The sequence below is a fragment of the Sphingomonas rustica genome (genome assembly GCF_039652585.1).
In the GTDB taxonomy this organism is placed as follows: domain Bacteria; phylum Pseudomonadota; class Alphaproteobacteria; order Sphingomonadales; family Sphingomonadaceae; genus Sphingomonas; species Sphingomonas rustica.
In genome coordinates this window covers 388,759-409,945 of the sequence record NZ_JBDIZK010000003.1, presented here as the reverse complement: position 1 = coordinate 409,945, position 21,187 = coordinate 388,759, and the positions used below count along the sequence as shown (strand labels likewise).

The following is a 21,187-nucleotide window of genomic DNA, read 5'->3' as shown; positions in this document are numbered from 1 at the left end:
GCGCGTCGCGAACGCAGCCGGCGCGAGGCTCATTGCGGCATCTCGACATGCCCGCCGAAACCGAAGCGCATCGCGGAGAGCAGCTTGTCGCCGAACGTCCCCTCCACCCGGCTGCGATAGCGCGCGAACAAGGCAGCGGAGAGGACATAGGCCGGCACCGCCTCTTCCATGGCGGCGTCGATCGTCCACCTGCCCTCCCCCGAATCCGCGACCTTGCCGCTATAGGAATCGAGCATCTGGTCCTTGGCCAGCGCATCGGCCGACAGGTCCAGCAGCCAGGACGAGATCACCGACCCGCGCCGCCAGACCTCGGCGATGTCGGTGAGGTTCAGGTCGAAGCGCTCGTCTTCGGGCAGCCGGTCCGACGACTTGCCCTTGAGCACGTCGAAGCCCTCGGCATAGGCCTGCATCAGGCCATATTCGATGCCGTTGTGCACCATCTTAACGAAATGGCCCGATCCGGCGTCGCCGGTGTGGATATAGCCCTTCTCCGCGCGCGTATCGCAGCCCTCGCGATTCAGGCGATTGGGCGTCGGCGGGATGGTGCCGACGCCGGGCGCCAGCGCCTCGAAGATCGGGTCGAGGCGATCGACCGTCTCCGTGTCCCCGCCGATCATCATGCAGAAGCCGCGGCTGAGCCCCCAGACACCGCCGGAAGTGCCGACATCGACATAATGGAGGCTGCGTTCGCGAGCGGCTTTCGCCCGCCGGATATCGTCCTTGTAGAAGCTGTTGCCGCCATCGATGATGATGTCGCCTGCATCGGCGATCGCCATCAGTGCCTCGATCGTGCTTTCGGTCGGGTCGCCTGCCGGCAGCATCACCCAGAAGATGCGCGGCGTTTGCAGCTTCGCCGCGACATCCTCGAGCGAGGTCGCCGGTGTCGCCCCGTCACCGGCCAGCGCGTCGACCGCTTCGGCATTATGATCGAAGCCGACGATCTCATGGCCATGTTCCATCAACCGGCGCGCGATCCCGGCACCCATTCGGCCGAGACCGATCATGGCAAGACGCATGTGCAGAGTTCCTTTCGTTCAATCACGGAGTCAGAAGGCATTTACGATCGACGTTCCGCCAGGCTGTCACTTCGCCCGATCCAGCAGGGTGCGGGCCTGTTCGACGATATGATCGACCGAGAAGCCATATTTTTCCTGCAGCTTGGCAAGCGGGGCGGAAGCGCCGAAGGTCGACATGGTGATCGTCGCGCCGTCGCTGGTGACGTAGCGATCCCAGCCGAAGGATCCGGCCTGCTCGACCGCGAGGCGGGTCGTCACCGCCGGCGGCAGCACCGCCTCGCGATAGGCCCGGTCCTGCTGTTCGAACAGATACCAGCTGGGCAGCGACACGACGCGCGACCGGACACCCTGGGCGGTCAGCCGCTCATGCGCCTCCACGACCATCGGCAACTCGGATCCGGTGCCGATCAGGATGATCTCCGGATCGCCGCCCTCGGCATCGCCGAGGATATAGCCGCCTTGTGCCAGTCCGTCGGCGGACGCATATCGGTTGCGATCGAGCGTCGGAATGGCCTGGCGGGAAAAGATCAGTGCGGTCGGCTCATGCGTATGTTCTAGCGCCACCTTCCACGCGACTGCGACCTCGTTCGCATCGCCCGGACGGATGGTGTCGAGCCCCGGGATTGCGCGCAACGTCGCGAGATGCTCGATCGGCTGGTGCGTCGGCCCGTCCTCGCCCACCCCGATCGAATCATGGGTGAACACGAAGACCACCGGAAGCTCCATGATCGCCGCGAGCCGGATCGGCGCACGCATATAGTCGGCGAAAACCAGAAAGGTGCCGGTGTAGGGTCGCAGATAACTGAGCGCCATGCCGTTGGCGATCGACCCCATCGCATGCTCGCGCACGCCGAAATGCAGGTTCCTGCCGGCATAGTCGCCCGGCTCGAACGACGCGGCACCCTTGATATCGGTCTTGGTCGAGGGCGACAGATCCGCGGCGCCGCCCAGCAGCGCGGGGATGTGCGGCGCGACCGCGTTCAACACCTTGCCACCGCTATCGCGTGAGGCCAGGCCCTTGGCGTCCGCATCGAACGTCGGGATGGCGTCCTGCCAGCCCGCCCGGATCTTGCCGTGCCGCAGATCGTCGATCTCGGCGGCTTCATCGGGGAACGTCTGGCGGTAGCGCTCGAACAGTGCCTCCCAGGCTTCTCGTGCCGGGCGTCCATGATCCGACACCGCCCCGCCGAACGCCTCGGCGACGCCGTCGGGCACCAGGAACTGCGCATCCTCGGGCCAGCCATAGGCGCGTTTGGTCGCGCGCACATTGTCCTCGCCCAGCGCCTCGCCATGCGCCTTTTCCGAACCGGCGCGCGGCGAGCCCCAGCCGATGACCGAGTGCACGACGATGAAGGTCGGGCGATCGTCGGTCGCCTTGAATTTCTCGAGCGCCGCCACCAGCGCGGCGGTGTCATTGGCATCGTCGACATGGAGGACCTGCCAGCCATAAGCCTCGAAGCGCTTGCCGACATCCTCGTCGAAGGCGAGATCGGTGCTGCCCTCGATCGAGATGCGATTGCTGTCATAGATCCAGCACAGGTTCGACAGCTTGAGGTGACCGGCGACCGAAGCGGCCTCGCCCGAGACGCCCTCCATCATGTCGCCGTCGCCGCACAGGACATAGATGTCGTGATCGAACAGGTCGAAGCCGTCACGATTGTAACGCGCGGCCAGCGCGCGTTCGGCGATCGCCATCCCGACCGAATTGCCGCAGCCTTGGCCGAGCGGGCCGGTGGTGGTCTCGACCCCGGTGGTCATGCGATATTCGGGATGGCCCGGCGTCTTCGACGACAGCTGGCGAAACTGGCGGATATCGTCGAGGCTGACCGCCGGTGCCCCGGTCGGGCGACCCTCGGCGTCGATCTCGCGCACACCGGCCAGGTGCAGCACGGCATAAAGCAGCATCGAGGCATGGCCGACCGACAGCACGAAGCGATCGCGATTGGGCCAGTCGGGCACGGCGGGATCATAGCGCAGGAACCGGGTCCAGATCGTGTGTGCGACCGGGGCGAGCGCCATGGGGGTACCCGGATGCCCGCTATTGGCCTTTTGCACTGCGTCCATCGCCAGCGTGCGGATCGTGTCGATCGCCAGCCGCTCGGGCGATCCGTCCTCGTGCAGGGTGTCGGCGCTATCGGTCATGGGTCGAAAACTCCTGGGTCGCGGTGCGAGCCGGTGGCTTGCAGTTGCGGGAATCGGGTCGGGTTTCCAAGGCAACGTTGCCGGCCGCGTCGGCGATGTACAGGCCGTCAATCTCGGTAACGAACAGGCCGTGACCGAACACGCCCGGGATCGCCGAGAGCGCAGTTGCGAGGGCTGCGGGATCGGCGATGGGGCCGAACCGGCAATCGAGGATGGCGTTTCCGGCGTCGGTGACGAACGCCGCCCCGGTCCCGCCGCGAAGGACGGCGGAGGCGCCAAGATCGGCGACGCGCGCGGCGACGAACGCCTGCGCCGCCGGCAGCACCTCCAGCGGGACCGGGCGCGCGCCCAGGCGCGGCACGCGCTTGCTGGCATCGGCGACGGCGATGTTCCGTTTTGCCATCGATGCGACGATCTTTTCGATCAGCATCGCCCCGCCCCCGCCCTTGATCGCGCGCAGCTCTGGATCGATCTCGTCGACTCCGTCAATACACAGGTCGATCCGGCTCAGCCCGGCGAGGGGCAGGATCGGGATGCCGAGTGCACGAGCGGCAGCCTCCGTACCACGCGACGTTGCAACGGCGCTAACGGCAAGCCCGTCGGCGACGCGACGGGCCAGCAACTCCACGACAAAGGCTGCGGTCGATCCGGTACCCAGCCCGATCACCATATGGTCGCGCACCGCTTCGACCGCGGCGGCGGCGGCGCGCCTCTTCATCTCGTCCGGCGCAGCGTCGACCATGACCCAGAAACGAGGCTACGTCATTGCAGTTCCGCAAGCCGCGCCCTCCGGGAACGCCGGAGCGTCAGACACTGCTTCAGCTGCTGCGCCTTGCCGACTGCGAAGAACATTGCCGCAACATCACCAAGATTTAATGATACATCATATCACGCTATGGTAGGGGTTGGTGCGTTCGACCATCATTCGGAAATGCACGTCATGCGAGTTTCTCCCCTGGTTGCCCTCCTTGCCGCTTCGTTTCTCACCAGCCCCGCCCTTGCCGACGAGGGCATGTGGACCTTCGACAATTTCCCCGCCGCGAAGGTGAAGGCGGAATATGGCGCCACGATCGACAAGGCATGGCTCGACAAGGTGCGGGCCGCGGCGGTGCGACTGTCCGGCGGCTGCTCGGCTTCGGTCGTGGGCGCCCGCGGGCTGGTGCTGACCAACAATCACTGCGTCGCCGAATGCGCGCAGGATCTCTCCTCCAAGGGAAACGACCTCTACACGCACGGGATAGTTGCCGCGCGGGTGGAGGAGGAGCGCAAATGCCCGGGCATGCAGGGCGAGATCCTGGAAGGCATCGACGACGTCACCGCGCAGGTCCGAAGCGCCGGAAGCGGCCTGACCGGGGCCGCGCTGATCGAGGCGCGCACCGCCGCAATCGGCGCGATCGAGCAGAAAGGCTGCGCCGGGTCGCCGACGACGCTTCGCTGCCAGGTGGTCGACCTCTATCATGGCGGCCAGTACAAGCTGTATCGCTATCGCAAATATGACGATGTCCGGCTGGTCTTCTCGCCCGGCGTCCCGACCGCATTCTTCGGCGGCGATCCCGACAATTTCAATTTCCCGCGCTACGCGCTCGATGCCGCATTCCTGAGGCTCTATGACGGCGGCAAGCCGGCCGCGACGCCGCAACATCTGCGCTGGAACCCGGAGGCGCCGGTCGCGGACGAGGCGGTGTTCGTCGCCGGAAATCCCGGCGGGACCGATCGCCAGCTGACCGTCGCGCAGCTGGAACGCCAGCGCGACCGGACGCTCCCGCTCGCACTGGTGCGGCTGTCGGAGCTGCGTGGGCGCCTGATCCAGTTCAGCGGCGAATCCGACGAACATCGCAGGCTGGCGCAGGACCTGCTGTTCGGAATCGAGAACAGCTACAAGGTCTATTACGGGCGGCTGTTCGCGCTGAACGATGCCGGGTTCATGGCCAGCAAGCGCGGGGACGAGGCGGCGCTTCGCGCCCGCGCTGGCCTGAGCGACGATCCCTGGCAGCAGATTGCCGATGCGCAGGTCAAGGCGGATACGCTGAACCTGGACTATAGCTATATCGCGGGCGGCCCGATGGAGTCGTCGCTGTTCGATTATGCCCGCGCGCTGGTTCGCGCCGGGGCCGAACGTGCCAAGCCGTCCGGCAAGCGCATGTCCGGATATGCCGATTCGCAGCTGGCGCTGCTCGAGAAGGAACTGCTGGACCCGACGCCGGTGTCCCCGGAAATGGAGCGGCTGGTCCTCGCCTTCTGGCTGTCCAAGGCGCGCGAATATCTGGGCGCCGACGGTGCACGGACCAGAGTGCTGCTCGGCAAGGACAGCCCCGAGACGCTGGCCGCCGCTCTGGCGGGATCGCGGCTGGGCGATCCGGCATATCGCAAGCACCTATGGGACGGCGGCGCTGCGGCGATCTCGGCGTCGGACGATCCGATGATCCGGTTCGTCCGCCGCATCGATCCCGAGGCGCGCCGGCTGCAGTCCGCCTGGAACGAGGCGGTCACCGGGCCGACGGTCGCGGCCGGCGAGCAAATCGCTCAGGCCCGGTTCAAGGCCTATGGCGACAGCCTCTATCCCGACGCGACCTTCACCCTGCGCCTGTCGTTTGGCCGGATCGACGGCTGGAACGAGCGCGGCAAGACCGTGCCGCCCTTCACCTATTTCGGCGGGCTATATGATCGTGCAACGGGCCAGGACCCGTTCAAGCTCGATCCGCGCTGGATCGCGGCGAAGGACCGGCTGAACCCGAAGACGGTCTTCAACATCAGCACCACCAACGACATCATCGGCGGCAATTCGGGCTCGCCGCTGATCAATGCGAAGGGCGAGGTGATCGGCGCGGTGTTCGACGGCAACATCCACAGCCTGGGCGGCGATTATGGCTATGACGCCGCGACCAACCGCGCCGTGTCGGTCTCCGCCGCGGCGGTGAGCGAGGCGCTGCGCAAGGTCTATGGCGCGACCGCGCTGGCGGACGAACTGGGCGCCTGACAATCCATGCTCAGCGGACAATATCATCAAGGTTCGTTCGGGCGCCCGGCCCTCGGCGAGCGGTCATCGCGATCAGCGCGAGCACAAGCCTCGCACCCAACTGCGACCATCATCCAGTCCCGCCTCCCGGCGTCTCCCTGGAACACCGCCTGCGCCGCGCCACTGCGAAGCCCAAGATGACCGCCGGTACGGTCAACCGACCGTAAACCATATCCTTAGGGGGTTCGGTATCAACCTGTGACGCATGGACCGGGGACGCCGGGCGAAGGCGCAGTTGTGGCGATGATGGGGACCTATGCCGTTTGACTCCTTGCAGATCGCGCAGTCGAGCGGCGCCGCCGGACCGCTGGGCCTGCTCGCGGCATCGGACGGCGTCGCGGTTCATCGCTGGCTTGGCGCCCTGGCAGGCAATGGCGAGCCGATCCGCGACCTGGCGGACGCAGCGCATTATCTGTGCCTGTTGCACGCAACCCATCCGGGCGTGATCGACCATGCCGTGCTTCAGGCGGCCACCGGGATCGAGCGCGACTGGCTGGAAAGCGCGGCCGCGGCCTTTGCCGCCGAGCGTGACTATCTGGCGCGGATCGCCGCGGCAGCCGGGCCGGTACCAAGCACGCCGGGCCAGGCGGAGTGCGAGGCAGCGGCACAGCAGCAGCGCCACGCGATGGAGACCCTGGCGCGATCCGACCGGGCGGGCTGCGCCACGGGTGCGGCGCTTGCGCTCGCACTGGACTGGGAGGCCATTCGCGACCTGCTCGACAGCGGCGCCGATCGACTGGACATCGCGGTGCCGCCCCGCGCCCTGCCGCGCGCGGAGGAAACCGCGACCGTCATCGGCACGCTGATCGCCAATGGTCGCATCGAACGGGCGATGCTGTTCGGCGCGCAGCAGATGTTCGCGCAGCATCGCGGGCTGTTCGACCTGCTCGAGGCGCGCGCGGGCGCGCGTGGGGCGATCTAGGCGCAGCGCCCCTTGCCACCCCCTGCCCTTCCCCTTTACGCATCGAGACGGGTTTCAAAGGACTACCGATGCGCTTCGAAGGCACTCAGAGTTACGTCGCGACCGATGACCTGAAGGTCGCGGTCAATGCAGCGGTCACGCTGCGCCGCCCCCTCCTGGTCAAGGGCGAGCCGGGCACCGGCAAGACGGTGCTCGCCTATGAGATCGCCAAGGCGGTCGGTGCGCCGTTGATCGAATGGAACGTCAAGTCGACCACGAAGGCGCAGCAGGGGCTGTACGAATATGATGCGGTCGCGCGGCTGCGCGACGGCCAGCTGGGCGAGGCCCGCGTCCACGACATCGCCAACTATATCCGCAAGGGCAAGTTGTGGGAGGCGTTCGAGGCGCCCGAGCTGCCGGTGCTGCTGATCGACGAGATCGACAAGGCGGATATCGAGTTCCCCAACGACCTGTTGCAGGAACTCGATCGCATGGAATTCCATGTGTACGAGACTGGCCAGACCGTCCGCGCGAAGGAGCGCCCGATCGTCGTCATCACCTCGAACAACGAGAAGGAGCTGCCCGACGCCTTCCTGCGCCGCTGCTTCTTCCACTATATCAAATTCCCCGATCGCGAGACGATGCAGGCGATCATCGACGTCCATTTCCCCAAGATCCAGAAGCTGCTCGTAAGCCGGGCGATGGATATCTTCTACGACCTGCGCGAGGTTCCGGGGCTGAAGAAGAAGCCGTCGACCAGCGAGCTGCTCGACTGGCTGAAGCTGCTGCTGCACGAGGACATGCCGCTAGAGGTGCTGCAGAACCGCGACCCGACCAAGGCGATCCCGCCGCTGCACGGCGCGCTGCTGAAGAACGAGCAGGACGTGATGCTGTTCGAACGCCTCGCCTTCATGGCCCGGCGCCAGCAGAACAAGGGCTGATCATGTCGCGCGGTGAGCGGCAGCCGACGCCGATCGGCTGAGCGGTGCGCGGCGCGCGAAAGCCCTGGCTCATCGCCGCTGCGGCCGGCGGCGCAGTCCTGATCTGCGGTGTTGCCGCACTGCTCCCCTGGAGCTTCGAGGAACGATTGAGCCTTGCGACGCGGCTGACCTCGCGCTGGGCGGCTTTTTGGTTCCTGGTCGCGTTCACTGCGCGGCCGATGTCTCTACTGATCGGCGGTCCATGGCGCGAGATCCTGCGCCAGCGTCGCTGTATCGGGCTCGGCTTTGCCGCGATCCATACGATCCATGCCGGCTGCTTTCTCTGGCTGACCGCCGCAACCGACCTGACGCGGTCCTTGTCGACCTGGATCGGGGGCGGGATCGCCTATCTGTTGATCTGGGCCATGGCGATCACCTCCAACGATGCGTCGATGCGTGCGCTGGGCCGCAACTGGAAGCGGCTGCACCTGATCGGCGGCTGGTGGGTCTGGGCGGTTTTCGTCTTCAGCTATTCGGGTCGGATCGCCGGGCCGGATACGATGGTTCTGGGCAGCATCATGACGACGCTGTTTCTTGGGGCCGGCCTGATCCGCCTCACGATGCTGCACCGCGCAGCAAGGCAATCGGGGTCAACGCCGTGATGAGAGTCCGGACATACTCTTTACGCGCTTTACGCGCCCGCCGCCGAACGTCATCACCATGGGGAATGATCATCCGGCCTCGCGAGAGCATCTTAGACTCGATGTACCAGTCATGAAATTCCTCAGAAAGCTGTTCGGCAGCGCGAAGGCCGAGCCGGCGCCTGCCGAGCGTGCGCAGGACCTGTTTGCGCAGGAGTTGCTGGCCGCGCTCAGGACCGCGGCGCCCGGCCTTGCGCCGACCTATGATCCGGAAGCTTTCGAGCTGCAGTGTCCGGGCGCGGGCAAGGGTCAGCGAATCTTCCTGCACAACATGTACGCGCAGTATTGCCGGACCCCGGAGACGGAGTGCGGCGATTTGTTCGGCGGTTTCGTCGGGTTCATCCTGGACAGCCAAGCGCCGTTGCCGGCGGGAAATGTCGCACTCGACGCGCTCCTTCCCGTGCTGCGTGCGCGTGCCGATCTGCTGGTCACGATGCCTGAGGATGTTCCGTTCCCCTATCAGAACGCATCGCGGCCTTTCTGCGAGACGATGCTCCTGATGCTTGCGATCGACACGCCGACAACGATCGCGCTGGTCAACGACGAGACGCTGGCGGAACTTGGCATTTCGTTCGATGACGCGATCGGCCTGGCCATCGCGCAGCTGGACGAACGCGGAAACCATAATTTCGGGCAGCTGGGCGACGGAACCTTCGTCACGACCTGTGGCGACCATTATGACGCGTCGCGGATCCTGATCCCCGATCTGGTCGCGCAATTGCCCGTCCGCGGCAATCCCGTGGCAATCGTCCAGGCGCGGTCGGCGGTACTGATCACCGGCAGCGAGGACCCGGAGGGGCTTGCCACGATCGCGGATTATGCGCTGCAGGACTTCGCCGACAATGAGCGCGCGATCTCGCTCACGCCGATCGAGCTGATCGACGGGACGTGGCGGCTGTTCGCTGTCGAAGACCATCACCCGGTGTCGCTGCGCAACCTGCGGTCGCATCAGAGCCTTTGGAGTTACGGCGTCACGAAAGATCGGCTCCAGGCCAGGCTTGGCGAAGAAATTTTCGTGGCCAATCCGCTGGTCTTTGCGAACGCGTCCGACGGCCTGCATTTCACCGTCGCGTCATGGGCGGACGGGGTCACCACCGCCTGCCCCATCACCGACGCGATCATCCTGCAGGAAACAGAGGCGTTTCCCTCGATCCGGCGGCGGTTCGACGACGTGATCCACTTCCTGCCAGATATCGTGCGCGCAGGGGACACCGACTATCCACCCCGCGTGATCCTGCCCGCCGCACTTGACGACGATGCCCGTCGCGAGCTGACGGACGACTATCCCGAATTCAACCCTTCCTGATCTCGAACCCCGCCACCCGGATCGGAACCAGCCATGTTCTTCTCCTTTCTCGACGAGCTGCGCGCCGCAGGCATCCAGGCCAGCCTGAAGGAGCATCTGGTGTTGCTCGAGGCGCTGGACCGCGACGTGATCGAGCATACGCCCGAGGCATTCTATTTCCTCGCCCGCGCCACCTTCGTGAAGGACGAGGGTCTGCTCGACCGGTTCGATCAGGTCTTCGCGAAGGTCTTCAAGGGCGTCGCCTCGACCTATGGCGTCGCACCGGCCGAGATCCCGGAAGACTGGCTGAAAGCCATCGCCGAGAAATATCTGAGCCCGGAGGAGATGGCGAAGATCGAGTCGCTGGGCAGCTGGGACGAGATCATGGAGACGCTCAAGAAGCGGCTCGAGGAACAGCAGGGTCGGCACCAGGGCGGCAACAAGTGGATCGGGACCGGTGGCACCTCGCCATATGGCAACGGCGGCTATAATCCCGAAGGCGTGCGGATCGGCGGGGAGAGCCGGCACAAGCGCGCGCTGAAGGTCTGGGAAGGCCGCGAGTTCCGCAACCTCGACAACACGCGCGAACTTGGCACGCGCAACATCAAGGTGGCGCTGCGCCGCCTGCGCCGCTTCGCCCGCGAGGGGGCTGCCGACGAGCTCGACCTGGACGCGACGATCGAGGGAACCGCGCGCCAGGGCTGGCTCGACATCCGCATGCGCCCCGAGCGGCACAATGCGGTCAAGCTGCTGCTGTTCCTCGATGTCGGCGGGTCGATGGATCCGTTCATCAAGCTGTGCGAGGAACTGTTCTCGGCCGCGACGACCGAGTTCAAGAATCTCGAATTCTTCTACTTCCACAACTGCCTCTACGAGGGCGTGTGGAAGGACAATGTCCGCCGCTTCACCGATCGCACCCCGACCTGGGACGTGCTCCACAAATATGGCCATGACTATAAGGTGATCTTCGTGGGCGACGCCGCGATGAGCCCGTACGAGATCAGCCATCCCGGCGGATCTGTGGAGCATTTCAACGAGGAATCGGGCGCGGCCTGGATGCAGCGGGTCGTGAACACCTATCCCGCCTGCGTGTGGCTCAACCCGATCCCCGAAGCGCAATGGGGTTATTCCCAGTCGACGCGGATCCTGCGCGAGCTGATCCAGGATCGGATGTATCCCCTGACGCTGGGCGGGCTGGACGAGGCGATGCGCGAGCTGAGCCGCAAGCGCTGATGCCCCCGCGCGACAGCGACCGGCACCGCGCGCGATGATCCTGTCGCGTCGTCACCGCTTCATCCTCGTGCGCGGGCGCAAGGTTGCGGGGACCAGCGTCGAGACCGCGCTGTCCACGCTATGCGGTCCCGAGGACATTGCCAGCCCGATGGTGCCCGCAGACGAGCTTCGGCGTCAGGCGATGGGCGGCTTTTGCGGCAATTACTCCGACGATCCGGCGTTCGAGCAGGCCTATCTTCAGCTGGTCCGCCAGGGGCGGGCCGGCCTCCGACGCCCGGCCGCCCGCTACAAGGCGCATATGCCCCTGGCCGCGATCGAGGCCGAGTTCGGCCCGATCGACGGATTCCGCGTGATCGGGATCGAACGCGACCCCTATGCCCGGGTCATCTCCGCCCTGGGCGGGGTCGAGGATCTGGCAGGCCGGCTCGATTCCGCCGCGGAGGATTTCCTGCCCCAGTTGCGCAGCATCTGGCGCTATCGCAATCGTGCCGGCGAACTGGTCGCGACCGCGCTGCGCTACGAGCGGCTGCAGGCCGATCTCGATGCATTTCTGGGCGCGCTGGGCATCGCACCGATCGCCCTGCCCCATGCCAAGCCCGGCATCCTGTCCAACCGCATCGATCCCACGCAGGTGTTCCGCCGCGACCAGATTGACAAGATAAATGCGGTGATGGCCGAGGAGTTTGCCTTCGGTAGTTACCAGAGGCGCTGAGCCGCGCTCAAAGGCGATCGATTGCCCGGTGGAGCCGCCGCAACACCGCTGCGTCGTTTGCCTGGCCGGCAGCGGCCTCGCCCGCCAGCGCCATCAGCCGGATCGCGCCGAAACTGGCCGCCAGCCCCTTGAGCCGGAGCGCCGCTGCGATCCAGCCATCGGCATGCGTCGCGGCCTTCATCGCCTCCAGGCAGCGGCGCACCCCCAGCAGAAAGGCCTCGCGAAGTTCCGCGATCAGCATGGGCTCGTCGCCTACCGCCGCCGCGAGGGTCGCATCGATTGCACCGGGATCATAAGCCATGGCCGTGGAATAACGCGGCAAGATTAACGCTTTCCCACTTCTGCGGGAGTTGGACCGGCTGCGAAATATGGTAAACCCTGTCCATGACAGGGGCAAACCGTATCCATCCCATGGCGTCGACCGTTCAGAGCGCCGAGACTCCTCAGCTTGACGAAGCAGTCGCCGCCGCGATCGCCGGCACACAAGTGGCTCAGGACGAGCCAACCTATCTGCAGGAAGCCTGGGAGGAAGATGATACCGAACGCTCCTTCAGCTGGGTCGCCCCGACGCTCGCGATCGTGGCGACGATCGCCTGGTTCGCCGGCATGGGCTGGCTGTTGCGCGACAGCCTGAGCCCGGCCCTGTCCGCGCCGCAGATCGTCCAGCTGATCGCCGCGCTGTGCGTGCCGCCTGCGCTGATCGGGATCCTGTACCTGCTGGCGATGCGCAACAGCGCTGCCGAGGCGCGCCGGTTCGGCAACAGCGCGCGGGCGATGCGTGCCGAGGCCGCCAGCCTGGAGCGCGTGGTCGGTACGCTGTCGCGCCGGCTGGAGGAAAATCGCGCCGAGCTGGCGCGCCAGACCACCACGCTGATGGCGATGGGCGAGGCCGCGACCGACCGGATGGGCGGTCTGGCAAACGACATGAGCCAGCAATCGCGCATCGTCGATGCGGCGACGCGCACGCTGCACGAAGCCGTCGACGAGGCCGAAAAGAGCGTTGCTATCGTCCTGTCCTCGCTCCCAAAGGCGAGCGCGGAGATGCAGGGCATGGCGACCCGGGTCGAATCCGCCGGTCTGATGGCGAGCGAACGGGCGGCGGCGCTCGACACCCAGCTGACGGCGCTGGCCGAACGGGGTCGCGATGCCGATGCGGTTGCCGGCGGCGCTGCGGATCGGCTGGCGGCGCATATCGCCCGGATGGAGGCGACGAGCGAGAGTGCCGGCGTCCGGCTGGAACAGGTAACCGGCGACATGTCGGTGGCGGTCGATGGCGTGCTCAATCGCGCCGCCCGCGCCGTCGACGAGGCGCGCAAGGGAATCTCGGCGCAGGGCGAGGCCATGCTGGCGATGCTGGAAGCGAACCAGGCGGCGCTCGACCGTACCGGGCGCGACAGCGCAGACGCGCTCGCCCAGCGGATCGCGACGATCGAGGACGCGATCGAACGCATCTCGGTTCGGCTGCACGAGGAACGGGGTCGCGCCGACCTGCTGTTCGACACGCTGGTCAACGGGACCGAGCGGTCCGACCGCGAGCTGAGCCAGTTGCACGACACCGGCATGGAGCGAACCCAGGCGCTGGCCGCGCAGGTCACGATGCTGGGCGACGCATTCGAGGCCGCCAGCGTATCGATCCAGGCGGGCGATGCAGTCGCACGTGCGGTGATCGCGACGTCGGAGGACCTGCTGGTGGCGCTCGACGCATCGGCGCGCGAGATCGACGAGACGCTGCCCGCGGCGCTGGAACGGCTCGACGCGCGGATCCGCCAGACGCGCGACGCGGTTGCGGAGAGCAAGCCCGAACTGATGGCGCTGGTCGCGGCCGCCGAAAATACCCATGACGCGATCGAGGCGATCGCCGATGTCGTCCGCCATCAGCGCGACACGCTTGCCCGCACCCAGGTCTCGCTGCTCGAGACGCTGACCGATGGCCGCGAGCGCGCCGATGCGCTGGAGTCGATCGTCGATGACACCGTGTCGACCGCGCGGCGCTTCGCCGCCGAGGCCGCACCGCAGTTGATCGAGACGCTGCTGCGCGTCCGCGAGACCTCCGCCCAGGCAGCCGACCATGCGCGCGCCACTTTGGCCAGCATCGTGCCGGAGGCCGAGGCGGCGCTGGAACAGGCAGGCGAGGCAGCCCTGCACCGCGCGGTGAACGGATCGATCCGCCACCAGCTCAGCGAGCTGGCGGACACGACCGAGGCAGCGGTCAACGCGACGACGCGCGCATCGGAGCGGCTGACCCAGCAGATGCTGGCGCTCGCCGAGACGACCGCGCAGATCGACCGCCAGATCGAGCGTGCACGGACCGAGCACGAGAAGAAGGACGGCGACAATTTCGCCCGCCGGGTCTCGTTGCTGATCGAGGCGCTCAACTCGGCGTCGATCGACATCACCAAGCGCTTTGCCACCGAAGTCAGCGACAGCGCCTGGGCGGCCTATCTCAAGGGCGATCGCGGCGTGTTCACCCGGCGCGCCGTCCGGATCCTGGACGGCGGAGAAACCCGCGAGGTCGTCCGCCTGTACGGCGAGGATCCCGAATTCCGCGACAATGTGAACCGCTACATCCACGATTTCGAGGCGATGCTGCGCCAGATCCTGGCACTGCGCGACGGATCGTCGATGGGCGTGACCCTGTTGTCGTCGGACATGGGCAAGCTGTATGTCGCGCTCGCCCAGGCGATCGAGCGGCTGCGCGGCTGATCATGGGGGAATCGGGGGTCGGTCGGTGCCGCCCCCTCCCCGGTCACTGGGGGTGATTGACCCAGTCGAGCATCTCGGGCGTCACCCAGCCATAGACATAGTTCAGGTAGAAGAGTGCGAACAGGATCGCAGAGACGATCGTGGTCCGGATCAACACGCGCCTGAGATTGAAATTGACCGGCGCGCTCTCCGCCTGGCCCGGCACCAGATCAGTCTGCGCCTCATGCGCGGTGCGGACGCCGAAGGGCAGCACCAGGAACACCGTCAGCGTCCAGAACAGCATGTAGATCGCCAGGGCCGACTGGAACTGCATGGCGTCAGACCCGGACGATCAGCACGTCGACCACCGGCTTCTTGCCGGTGAAGCGGGTCGCGCAGCGGCGGACGCCAAGCCGCAGCGACTCGCGCAGCCGCTCCTCGGTCTTGCCGCGCTCGTCGCGCACCGCCTCGGCCGCTGCCTTCGATGCCTGCTCGATGAAGCGGTCGCGATCCTCCTCGACCGGGACGCCTTGGACGCGCACCTGCGGCACGCCCTTGAGCTTGCCCGAGCTGTCGATGGCGACCGCCACGGAAATCTGGCCGTATAGCGACAGGCGACGGCGCTCCGCGATGGTGGTGCCGTCGGCCGGCAGTATGACGTCGCCGTCGAGCACCAGTCGCCCGGCCGCGATCTCGCTCAACTTCTTCGGCTTGCCGGGCGCCAGCCGGATCAGATCGCCATTCTTCTGGACGACGGCCTGCGGCACGCCCTGTTCCTGGGCGAAGCGCGCCTGTTCGTGGATGTGCCGCGCCTCGCCATGCACCGGCAGGATGATCTCGGGCCGGATCCACTTGTACATCTCGGCCAGCTCGGGCCGGCCGGGATGGCCGGAGACATGGACGAAGGCCTGGCGATCGGTGATCATCTCGACGCCGGCATCGGCGAGGATGTTCATGATCCGGCCGATCGCAATCTCGTTGCCCGGGATCTGGCGTGACGAGAACACGACGCGGTCGCCCTGGCTGAGCTTCAGCTGGTGCGTGCCGTCGGCGATGCGCGCCAACGCTGCCCGCTGCTCGCCCTGCCCGCCGGTCGCGACGATCAGAACGCGGCTGGGCGGCAGGCTCATCGCCGTGTCGAAATCGATCGTATCGGGGAAGTCGCGCAGATAGCCGGTCTGCTTCGCCACGCGCAGGATGCGGTCGAGCGAACGGCCGGCGACGCACAGCTGGCGCCCCGTGTCGATCGCCGCCTGGCCCAGCGTCTGCAGCCGCGCCGCGTTCGAGGCGAAGGTGGTGACGAGCACGCGCCCCTTGGCCGAGCGGATGACCTCGTCGATGCCCTCGCGCACCGCAGCCTCCGACCCCGATGCCTCGGGGTTGAAGACGTTGGTCGAATCGCACACGAGCGCGAGCACGCCCTCGTCGCCGATCGCGCTCAGCTCCGCGGCGGTCGACGAACCGCCCAGCGCGGGGGCGTCGTCCAGCTTCCAGTCGCCGGTGTGAAAGATCCGGCCATAGGGCGTCTCGATCAGGACCGCATTGCCCTCGGGGATCGAATGGGCCAGCGGGACATAGCGCAGGCCGAACGGGCCGATCTGGAACGGCTCCTCGTCATGGACGATGTTGAGCTGCACCCGGTCCTCGATGCCCTCTTCTTCCAGCTTGCCGCGAATGAGACCTGCGGTGAACGGGGTTGCGTAGAGCGGGACGCCGAGATCGCCGGCGAGATAGGGCAAGGCACCGATATGGTCCTCATGCCCGTGGGTCAGGACGATGCCGACCAGATCGTCGAGGCGTTCCTCGATGAATTGCAGATCGGGGAGGATCACGTCGATACCCGGATAATCCGGCGTGCCGAAGGTGATGCCGCAATCGACCATCAGCCATTTGCCCTGGGTGCCGTAGAGATTGACGTTCATGCCAATCTCGCCGGAGCCGCCGAGGGCGATGAAGAGAAGTTCGTTACCGGGAGTCACTGTTTTCCTGTCTATTCTGTCGTCAGCCAAGGCTCAGCCGGAGCCATGGCCGCGTTCCCAGAGCATCGCGAGGCCCTGGATGGTAAGGTCATGTTCGACGATGTCGAACACATCGGTATGTTTTTCGAAAAGGACTGCGAGGCCGCCGGTTGCGATCACCCTGGCAGGACGGCCGATTTCGGCCTTGGTCCGCGCCAGCAGGCCCTCGATCATCGACACATAGCCCCAGAAGATGCCGATATGCATCTGGTCGACCGTGTTGCGGCCGATCACACTGGCGTCGCGCGGCGCCTCGATCGCGATGCGGGGAAGCTTCGCCGCGGCGCTGACCAGCGCGTCGAGCGACAGGTTGATGCCGGGGGCGATCACCCCGCCCTTGTAGGCGCCGCGGAAGTCAACGACGTCGAACGTCGTGGCAGTGCCGAAATCGATGATGATCAGGTCGCCGGGATGGTTGGCGTGCGCCGCGATCACGTTGAGCGCGCGGTCGGCACCGAGATTGTTCGGTTCCTCGACATCGAGTGCGAAGCCCCATTGCGCGGCGCCCTGTCCGGCGATGACCGCGTCGGTCCTGAAATATTTGCTCGCCAGCACCTGGAGATTGTGGAGCGCGCGCGGGACGACCGTGCCGACGATCACCGCCGTCACGTCGCTGCGCTGATAGCCTTCGAGCGCCAGCAACTGACTGAGCCACACCGCATATTCGTCGGCGGTGCGGCGTGGATCGGTGGCGATCCGCCAGCGTGCGCGGATTTCCCGGCCGCCCTCGACATCGACCAGCGCGAAAACGATATTGGTGTTGCCGGCATCGATCGCGAGCAGCATGGATCCGGCCTTTCTCAGATCAGGAACACGTCGGCAGCGTGAATGGCATGGCTGGTGCCGTCGGCCAAGCGAAGGATGAGCGCGCCCTCGCGGTCGAGGCCGTCGAACAGCCCCTCGATCGCGTCTCCGTCGGCCAGGCGGGCGGTCAGCGCCGTGCCTGCCGGATGGGCACGGGCGAGCCAGCGCTCGCGCACCGGCGCCAGTCCCTCGCCGCGCCAGCGGGCGACCCAGCGATCGAGGCTCTCGGCCAGCGTCTCGGCAAAGACCTGCGGATCCGGTGCGGCGATGCCGTGGGCGGACAGGCTCGTCACTGCGCGTTCCAGCCCCTCGGGGTGGTGCGCGAGATTGACGCCGAAGCCGATGATCACCGCGTCGCCGACGCGCTCCAACAGGATGCCCGACAGCTTCGCCCCGTCGATCAGCAGGTCGTTGGGCCATTTGAGCATTGCGCCGCCTGACAGGAACACGCGAACCGCATCTTCGAGCGCGACAGCGGCGACCAGCGCCAGCGTCGCCGGGCTCGGATCGGTCGGACGCAGCCGGATCAGCGTGCTGGCGAACAGATTGCCGGGCGGCGACTCCCAGGCGCGCCCCTGCCTGCCCTTGCCCGCCGTCTGCCGCTCAGCCCGCAGCCACACGCCCTCGGGCGCGCCGGCGCGGGCAAGATCGGCCAGATCGGCGTTGGTCGATCCCGTCTCGGTGACGGTGCGGACGCGCTCGCTCAGAACAGCGACCGTGCCGCCAGCATGCTGAAGGCCGACAGCGACGACAGGCCGATCAGGCCGATCGGCGAGATCGCCGCCGCAGTCAGGACGATCAGGCCGCCCTCGACCGCACCCGGCGTGCTTTCGAACTTCGGCGCCGCCGGATCGAAATACATCCGCTTGACAATGCTGAGATAATAATAGGCGCCCGGGACCGAGCCGACGATGCCGATCACCGCCAGCCAGAGCAGGTTCGCCTCCACTGCGGCGTTGAACACCGCCAGCTTCGAGAAGAAGCCGAGCAGCGGCGGGATGCCGGCGAGCGCGAACATGAAGATCGCGAGTGCCAGCGCCAGGCCGGGACGCGTCGTCGACATGCCCGACAGGCTGTCGATCGTCTCGACCTGCTGCCCCTGCGCATCGCGCATCTGCAGCACGATCAGGAAGCAGCCGAGCGTCATCACGACATAGACCGACATGTAGAACAGCACGCCGGCGACGCCCGCCTGCGATCCGGCGGCCAGGCCGATCAGCGCGAAGCCGACATTGTTGATCGACGAATAGGCCAGCAGTCGCTTGATGTTCTTCTGGCCGATGGCGCCGAACGCGCCCCAGATGATCGAGAGCAATGCGGCGAACACCACGATCTGGCGCCAGTCGGCGATCGCCGGGCCCATCGCTTCGATCGCGACACGGATCGCCATCGCCATCGCCGCCATCTTGGGCGCGCTGGCGAAGAAGGCGGTGACCGGCGTCGGCGCGCCTTCATAGACGTCCGGCGTCCACATGTGCATCGGCGCCGCCGAGATCTTGAACGCCAGGCCGGCGAAGACGAACACCAGTCCGACCAGCAGGCCGATCGAGCGGCCGCCGTCGGCTGCCGCGGCGGCATAGGCCTCGGCGATGCCGGAGAAGACCGTCGTGCCGCTGAAGCCATAGACCAGGCTGATGCCGTAGAGCAGCATGCCCGAGGCGAGCGCGCCGAGGACGAAATATTTCAGGCCCGCTTCGGCCGAGCGACCGTCGCGGCGCATGAAGCTGGCCAGCACATAGGCGGCAAGGCTCTGCAGCTCGAGGCCGACGTACAGGGTCAGCAGGTCGGACGCCGACACCATCATGCCCATGCCGGCGGTCGAAAGCAGCATCAGCACCGGATATTCGGGGCGCAGATCGTCGCCCGAGGTACGCTGGAAGAAGCCCGGCGCGATCAGGATGCAGACCGCGGCAGCGATGTAGATCACGCCCTTGGAAAAGGCCGCGAACATGTCGGCGCGGTACAGGCCGTCAAACGCCGTACCGCCGGCCGAAGCCGGACCGAACAGCGCGACGAACGCGCCGACCAGGATGGCGACGGCGGCATAGCTGACCGCACGCGACGAGCCCTGCCCGCCCCAAGCGGCGGCGAGCATCAGCAGGATCGCGCCCAGGCCGAGAATGATCTCGGGCAGGGTCATTGCGAGCTGGAGCGAATAGGACATCAATGCGTCTCGGTCTTTGCGGCGGCTTCGCCGTGAGCGGCTGCGGGAGCCGCGCCATGATGGTCGCCATGGGCGGCCTTGGCGGCTGCGGGGTTGCCGGGCGTCGGCTGCGAGTCACCCGCGGGGCGGGCACGCTCGATCCGTTCGACCAGGCGCGCCACGTCGGGCCGCATCGGCTTCATGAAGCTTTCGGGATAGACGCCCATCCACAGCACGACCGCAGCGATCGGCGCCAGCGTCAGCATCTCGCGGCGATTGAGGTCGGGCATGGCGCGGACATCGTCCTTGGTCAGGTCGCCGAACGCGACCCGGCGATAGAGCAGCAGCATATAGGCCGCGCCGAGGATGATGCCGGTCGTGCCGATCAGCGTGATCGTCGTCGACACCTTGTAGGTGCCGGCCAGTGCCAGGAACTCGCCGACGAAGTTGCTGGTGCCCGGCAGGCCGACTGCGGCCATGGTGAACAACAGGAACAGCACGGCATATTTCGGCATGTTGATCGCAAGGCCGCCATAGCGGTCGATCTCGCGGGTGTGCAGCCGATCGTAGATGACGCCGACGCACAAGAACAGCGCGCCCGATACCAGGCCGTGGCCCAGCATGACCATCATCGCGCCCTCGATCCCCTGGGCGTTGAAGGCGAACAGGCCCATGGTCACGATCGCCATGTGCGCGACCGACGAATAGGCGATCAGCTTCTTCATGTCGCTCTGAACCAGCGCGACGAGGCTGGTATAGACCACCGCGACGGCCGACAGGGCGAAGACCAGCCAGGTGAACTGCGCCGACGCCTCGGGGAACATCGGCAGCGAGAAGCGCAGGAAGCCGTAGCCGCCGAGCTTCAGCAGCACGCCCGCCAGGATGACCGAACCCGCCGTCGGCGCCTGAACGTGCGCGTCAGGAAGCCAGGTGTGGACCGGCCACATCGGCATCTTCACCGCGAACGATGCGAAGAAGGCAAGCCACAGCCAGGTCTGGACCTCTGGCGGGAAGTCGTACGCCATCAGCGTCGGGATGTCGGAAGTGCCCGCGACGTTGATCATGTACAGCATCGCGATCAGCATCACGAGCGAGCCGAGCAGCGTGTACAGGAAGAACTTGTACGAAGCGTAGATCCGGTTCGCACCGCCCCAGATGCCGATGATCAGGTACATCGGGATCAGGCCGGCCTCGAAGAAGACGTAGAACAGCAGCATGTCCTGTGCCGCGAAGGTGCCGATCATCAGCACTTCGGTGACCAGGAACGCGGCCATATATTCGGGCACGCGCTTCTCGATCGACTGCCAGCTGGCCAGGATGCAGATCGGCATCAGGAACACGCTGAGCATGATCAGCATCAGTGCGAAGCCGTCGATGCCCAGCGCCCAGGCAAAGCTGCCGAAGACCGGATAATTCTCGACGAACTGCCACTGCGCGGCGTGGAGGCCCTGGTCGAAGCTGGCCCAGAGCAGAGCGCCCAGCACCAGGTCGACCAAAGTCGCCGCCAGCGCGATCCAGCGTGCCCGCTCGGCATCGACGAAGATGCAGGCCACCGCCGCCAGGGCGGGAATGGCGAGCATCACGGAGAGGATGGGGAAACCGTCGAACATCGGG

Annotated in this window: 18 protein-coding genes; 8 read left to right on the top strand and 10 right to left on the bottom strand. The window is 66.5% G+C overall.

The window, feature by feature from the left end:
• Positions 1–29 precede the first annotated feature (29 nt).
• The 3 genes from gnd to rpiA form a co-directional block, all read right to left on the bottom strand.
• Entirely contained in the window at positions 30–1,016 is a 987-nt protein-coding gene (gnd, locus tag TPR58_RS07575; protein ID WP_346246014.1) for a phosphogluconate dehydrogenase (NAD(+)-dependent, decarboxylating), read from the bottom strand.
• A gap of 66 nt (positions 1,017–1,082) precedes the next feature.
• Positions 1,083–3,158: a transketolase gene (gene tkt / locus TPR58_RS07570; protein WP_346246013.1), complete on the bottom strand. Its 2,076-nt coding sequence runs from the start codon at positions 3,156–3,158 to the stop codon at positions 1,083–1,085.
• On the bottom strand, positions 3,148–3,876 hold the full coding sequence (gene rpiA, locus TPR58_RS07565) for a ribose-5-phosphate isomerase RpiA (RefSeq protein WP_346246012.1): 729 nt from the start codon (positions 3,874–3,876) through the stop codon (positions 3,148–3,150). The genes tkt and rpiA overlap by 11 nt, the downstream gene beginning before the upstream one ends.
• 222 nt (positions 3,877–4,098) lie before the next feature.
• On the opposite strand from rpiA, the gene TPR58_RS07560 reads away from it, so the two are divergent.
• The 7 genes from TPR58_RS07560 to TPR58_RS07530 all read left to right on the top strand — a co-directional run bounded on the left by TPR58_RS07560 (position 4,099) and on the right by TPR58_RS07530 (position 11,926).
• On the top strand, positions 4,099–6,135 hold the full coding sequence (locus TPR58_RS07560) for a S46 family peptidase (RefSeq protein ID WP_346246011.1): 2,037 nt from the start codon (positions 4,099–4,101) through the stop codon (positions 6,133–6,135).
• Between the two features lie 295 nt (positions 6,136–6,430).
• On the top strand, positions 6,431–7,096 hold the full coding sequence (locus TPR58_RS07555; RefSeq protein ID WP_346246010.1) for a DUF6975 family protein: 666 nt from the start codon (positions 6,431–6,433) through the stop codon (positions 7,094–7,096).
• Positions 7,097–7,164: 68 nt separating this feature from the next.
• Positions 7,165–8,016 (top strand): AAA family ATPase, encoded by an 852-nt coding sequence (locus TPR58_RS07550; protein ID WP_346246009.1) that lies wholly within the window; start codon positions 7,165–7,167, stop codon positions 8,014–8,016.
• Positions 8,017–8,060: 44 nt separating this feature from the next.
• Entirely contained in the window at positions 8,061–8,657 is a 597-nt protein-coding gene (locus TPR58_RS07545; protein WP_346246008.1) for a ferric reductase-like transmembrane domain-containing protein, read from the top strand.
• Positions 8,658–8,769: 112 nt separating this feature from the next.
• Entirely contained in the window at positions 8,770–10,002 is a 1,233-nt protein-coding gene (locus TPR58_RS07540) for a DUF1444 domain-containing protein (RefSeq protein WP_346246007.1), read from the top strand.
• A 33-nt stretch (positions 10,003–10,035) separates the two neighbouring features.
• Positions 10,036–11,214, top strand: coding sequence for a vWA domain-containing protein (locus tag TPR58_RS07535; protein ID WP_346246006.1), 1,179 nt, complete (start codon positions 10,036–10,038; stop codon positions 11,212–11,214).
• 34 nt (positions 11,215–11,248) lie between these two features.
• A complete protein-coding gene (locus tag TPR58_RS07530) occupies positions 11,249–11,926 on the top strand; it encodes a hypothetical protein (protein WP_346246005.1) in 678 nt (225 codons plus the stop codon).
• Positions 11,927–11,933: 7 nt separating this feature from the next.
• Here TPR58_RS07530 and TPR58_RS07525 read toward each other — a convergent pair whose 3' ends face one another.
• Positions 11,934–12,167, bottom strand: coding sequence for an Hpt domain-containing protein (locus TPR58_RS07525; protein WP_428835699.1), 234 nt, complete (start codon positions 12,165–12,167; stop codon positions 11,934–11,936).
• Positions 12,168–12,337: 170 nt separating this feature from the next.
• Here TPR58_RS07525 and TPR58_RS07520 point away from each other — a divergent pair, with 170 nt between their 5' ends.
• Positions 12,338–14,629 carry a coiled-coil domain-containing protein gene (locus TPR58_RS07520; RefSeq protein ID WP_346246004.1) on the top strand — a complete coding sequence of 764 codons (2,292 nt, stop codon included), beginning with the start codon at positions 12,338–12,340 and terminating at the stop codon, positions 14,627–14,629.
• 43 nt (positions 14,630–14,672) lie between these two features.
• Here the strand turns inward: TPR58_RS07520 and TPR58_RS07515 are convergent, their stop codons facing one another.
• From TPR58_RS07515 to TPR58_RS07490, 6 genes are read right to left on the bottom strand one after another with little or no spacing between them, the layout of a single operon-like run.
• Positions 14,673–14,942 (bottom strand): DUF1467 family protein, encoded by a 270-nt coding sequence (locus TPR58_RS07515; RefSeq protein WP_346246003.1) that lies wholly within the window; start codon positions 14,940–14,942, stop codon positions 14,673–14,675.
• A gap of 4 nt (positions 14,943–14,946) precedes the next feature.
• A complete protein-coding gene (locus tag TPR58_RS07510) occupies positions 14,947–16,587 on the bottom strand; it encodes a ribonuclease J (protein WP_346246002.1) in 1,641 nt (546 codons plus the stop codon).
• A 33-nt stretch (positions 16,588–16,620) separates the two neighbouring features.
• A complete protein-coding gene (locus TPR58_RS07505; RefSeq protein WP_346246001.1) occupies positions 16,621–17,412 on the bottom strand; it encodes a type III pantothenate kinase in 792 nt (263 codons plus the stop codon).
• Between the two features lie 14 nt (positions 17,413–17,426).
• Positions 17,427–18,137: a biotin--[acetyl-CoA-carboxylase] ligase gene (locus TPR58_RS07500; protein ID WP_346246055.1), complete on the bottom strand. Its 711-nt coding sequence runs from the start codon at positions 18,135–18,137 to the stop codon at positions 17,427–17,429.
• Entirely contained in the window at positions 18,134–19,594 is a 1,461-nt protein-coding gene (nuoN, locus tag TPR58_RS07495; RefSeq protein WP_346246000.1) for an NADH-quinone oxidoreductase subunit NuoN, read from the bottom strand. The genes TPR58_RS07500 and nuoN overlap by 4 nt, the downstream gene beginning before the upstream one ends.
• Positions 19,594–21,183: an NADH-quinone oxidoreductase subunit M gene (locus TPR58_RS07490; protein WP_346245999.1), complete on the bottom strand. Its 1,590-nt coding sequence runs from the start codon at positions 21,181–21,183 to the stop codon at positions 19,594–19,596. The genes nuoN and TPR58_RS07490 overlap by 1 nt, the downstream gene beginning before the upstream one ends.
• Between the last annotated feature and the right edge of the window lie 4 nt (positions 21,184–21,187).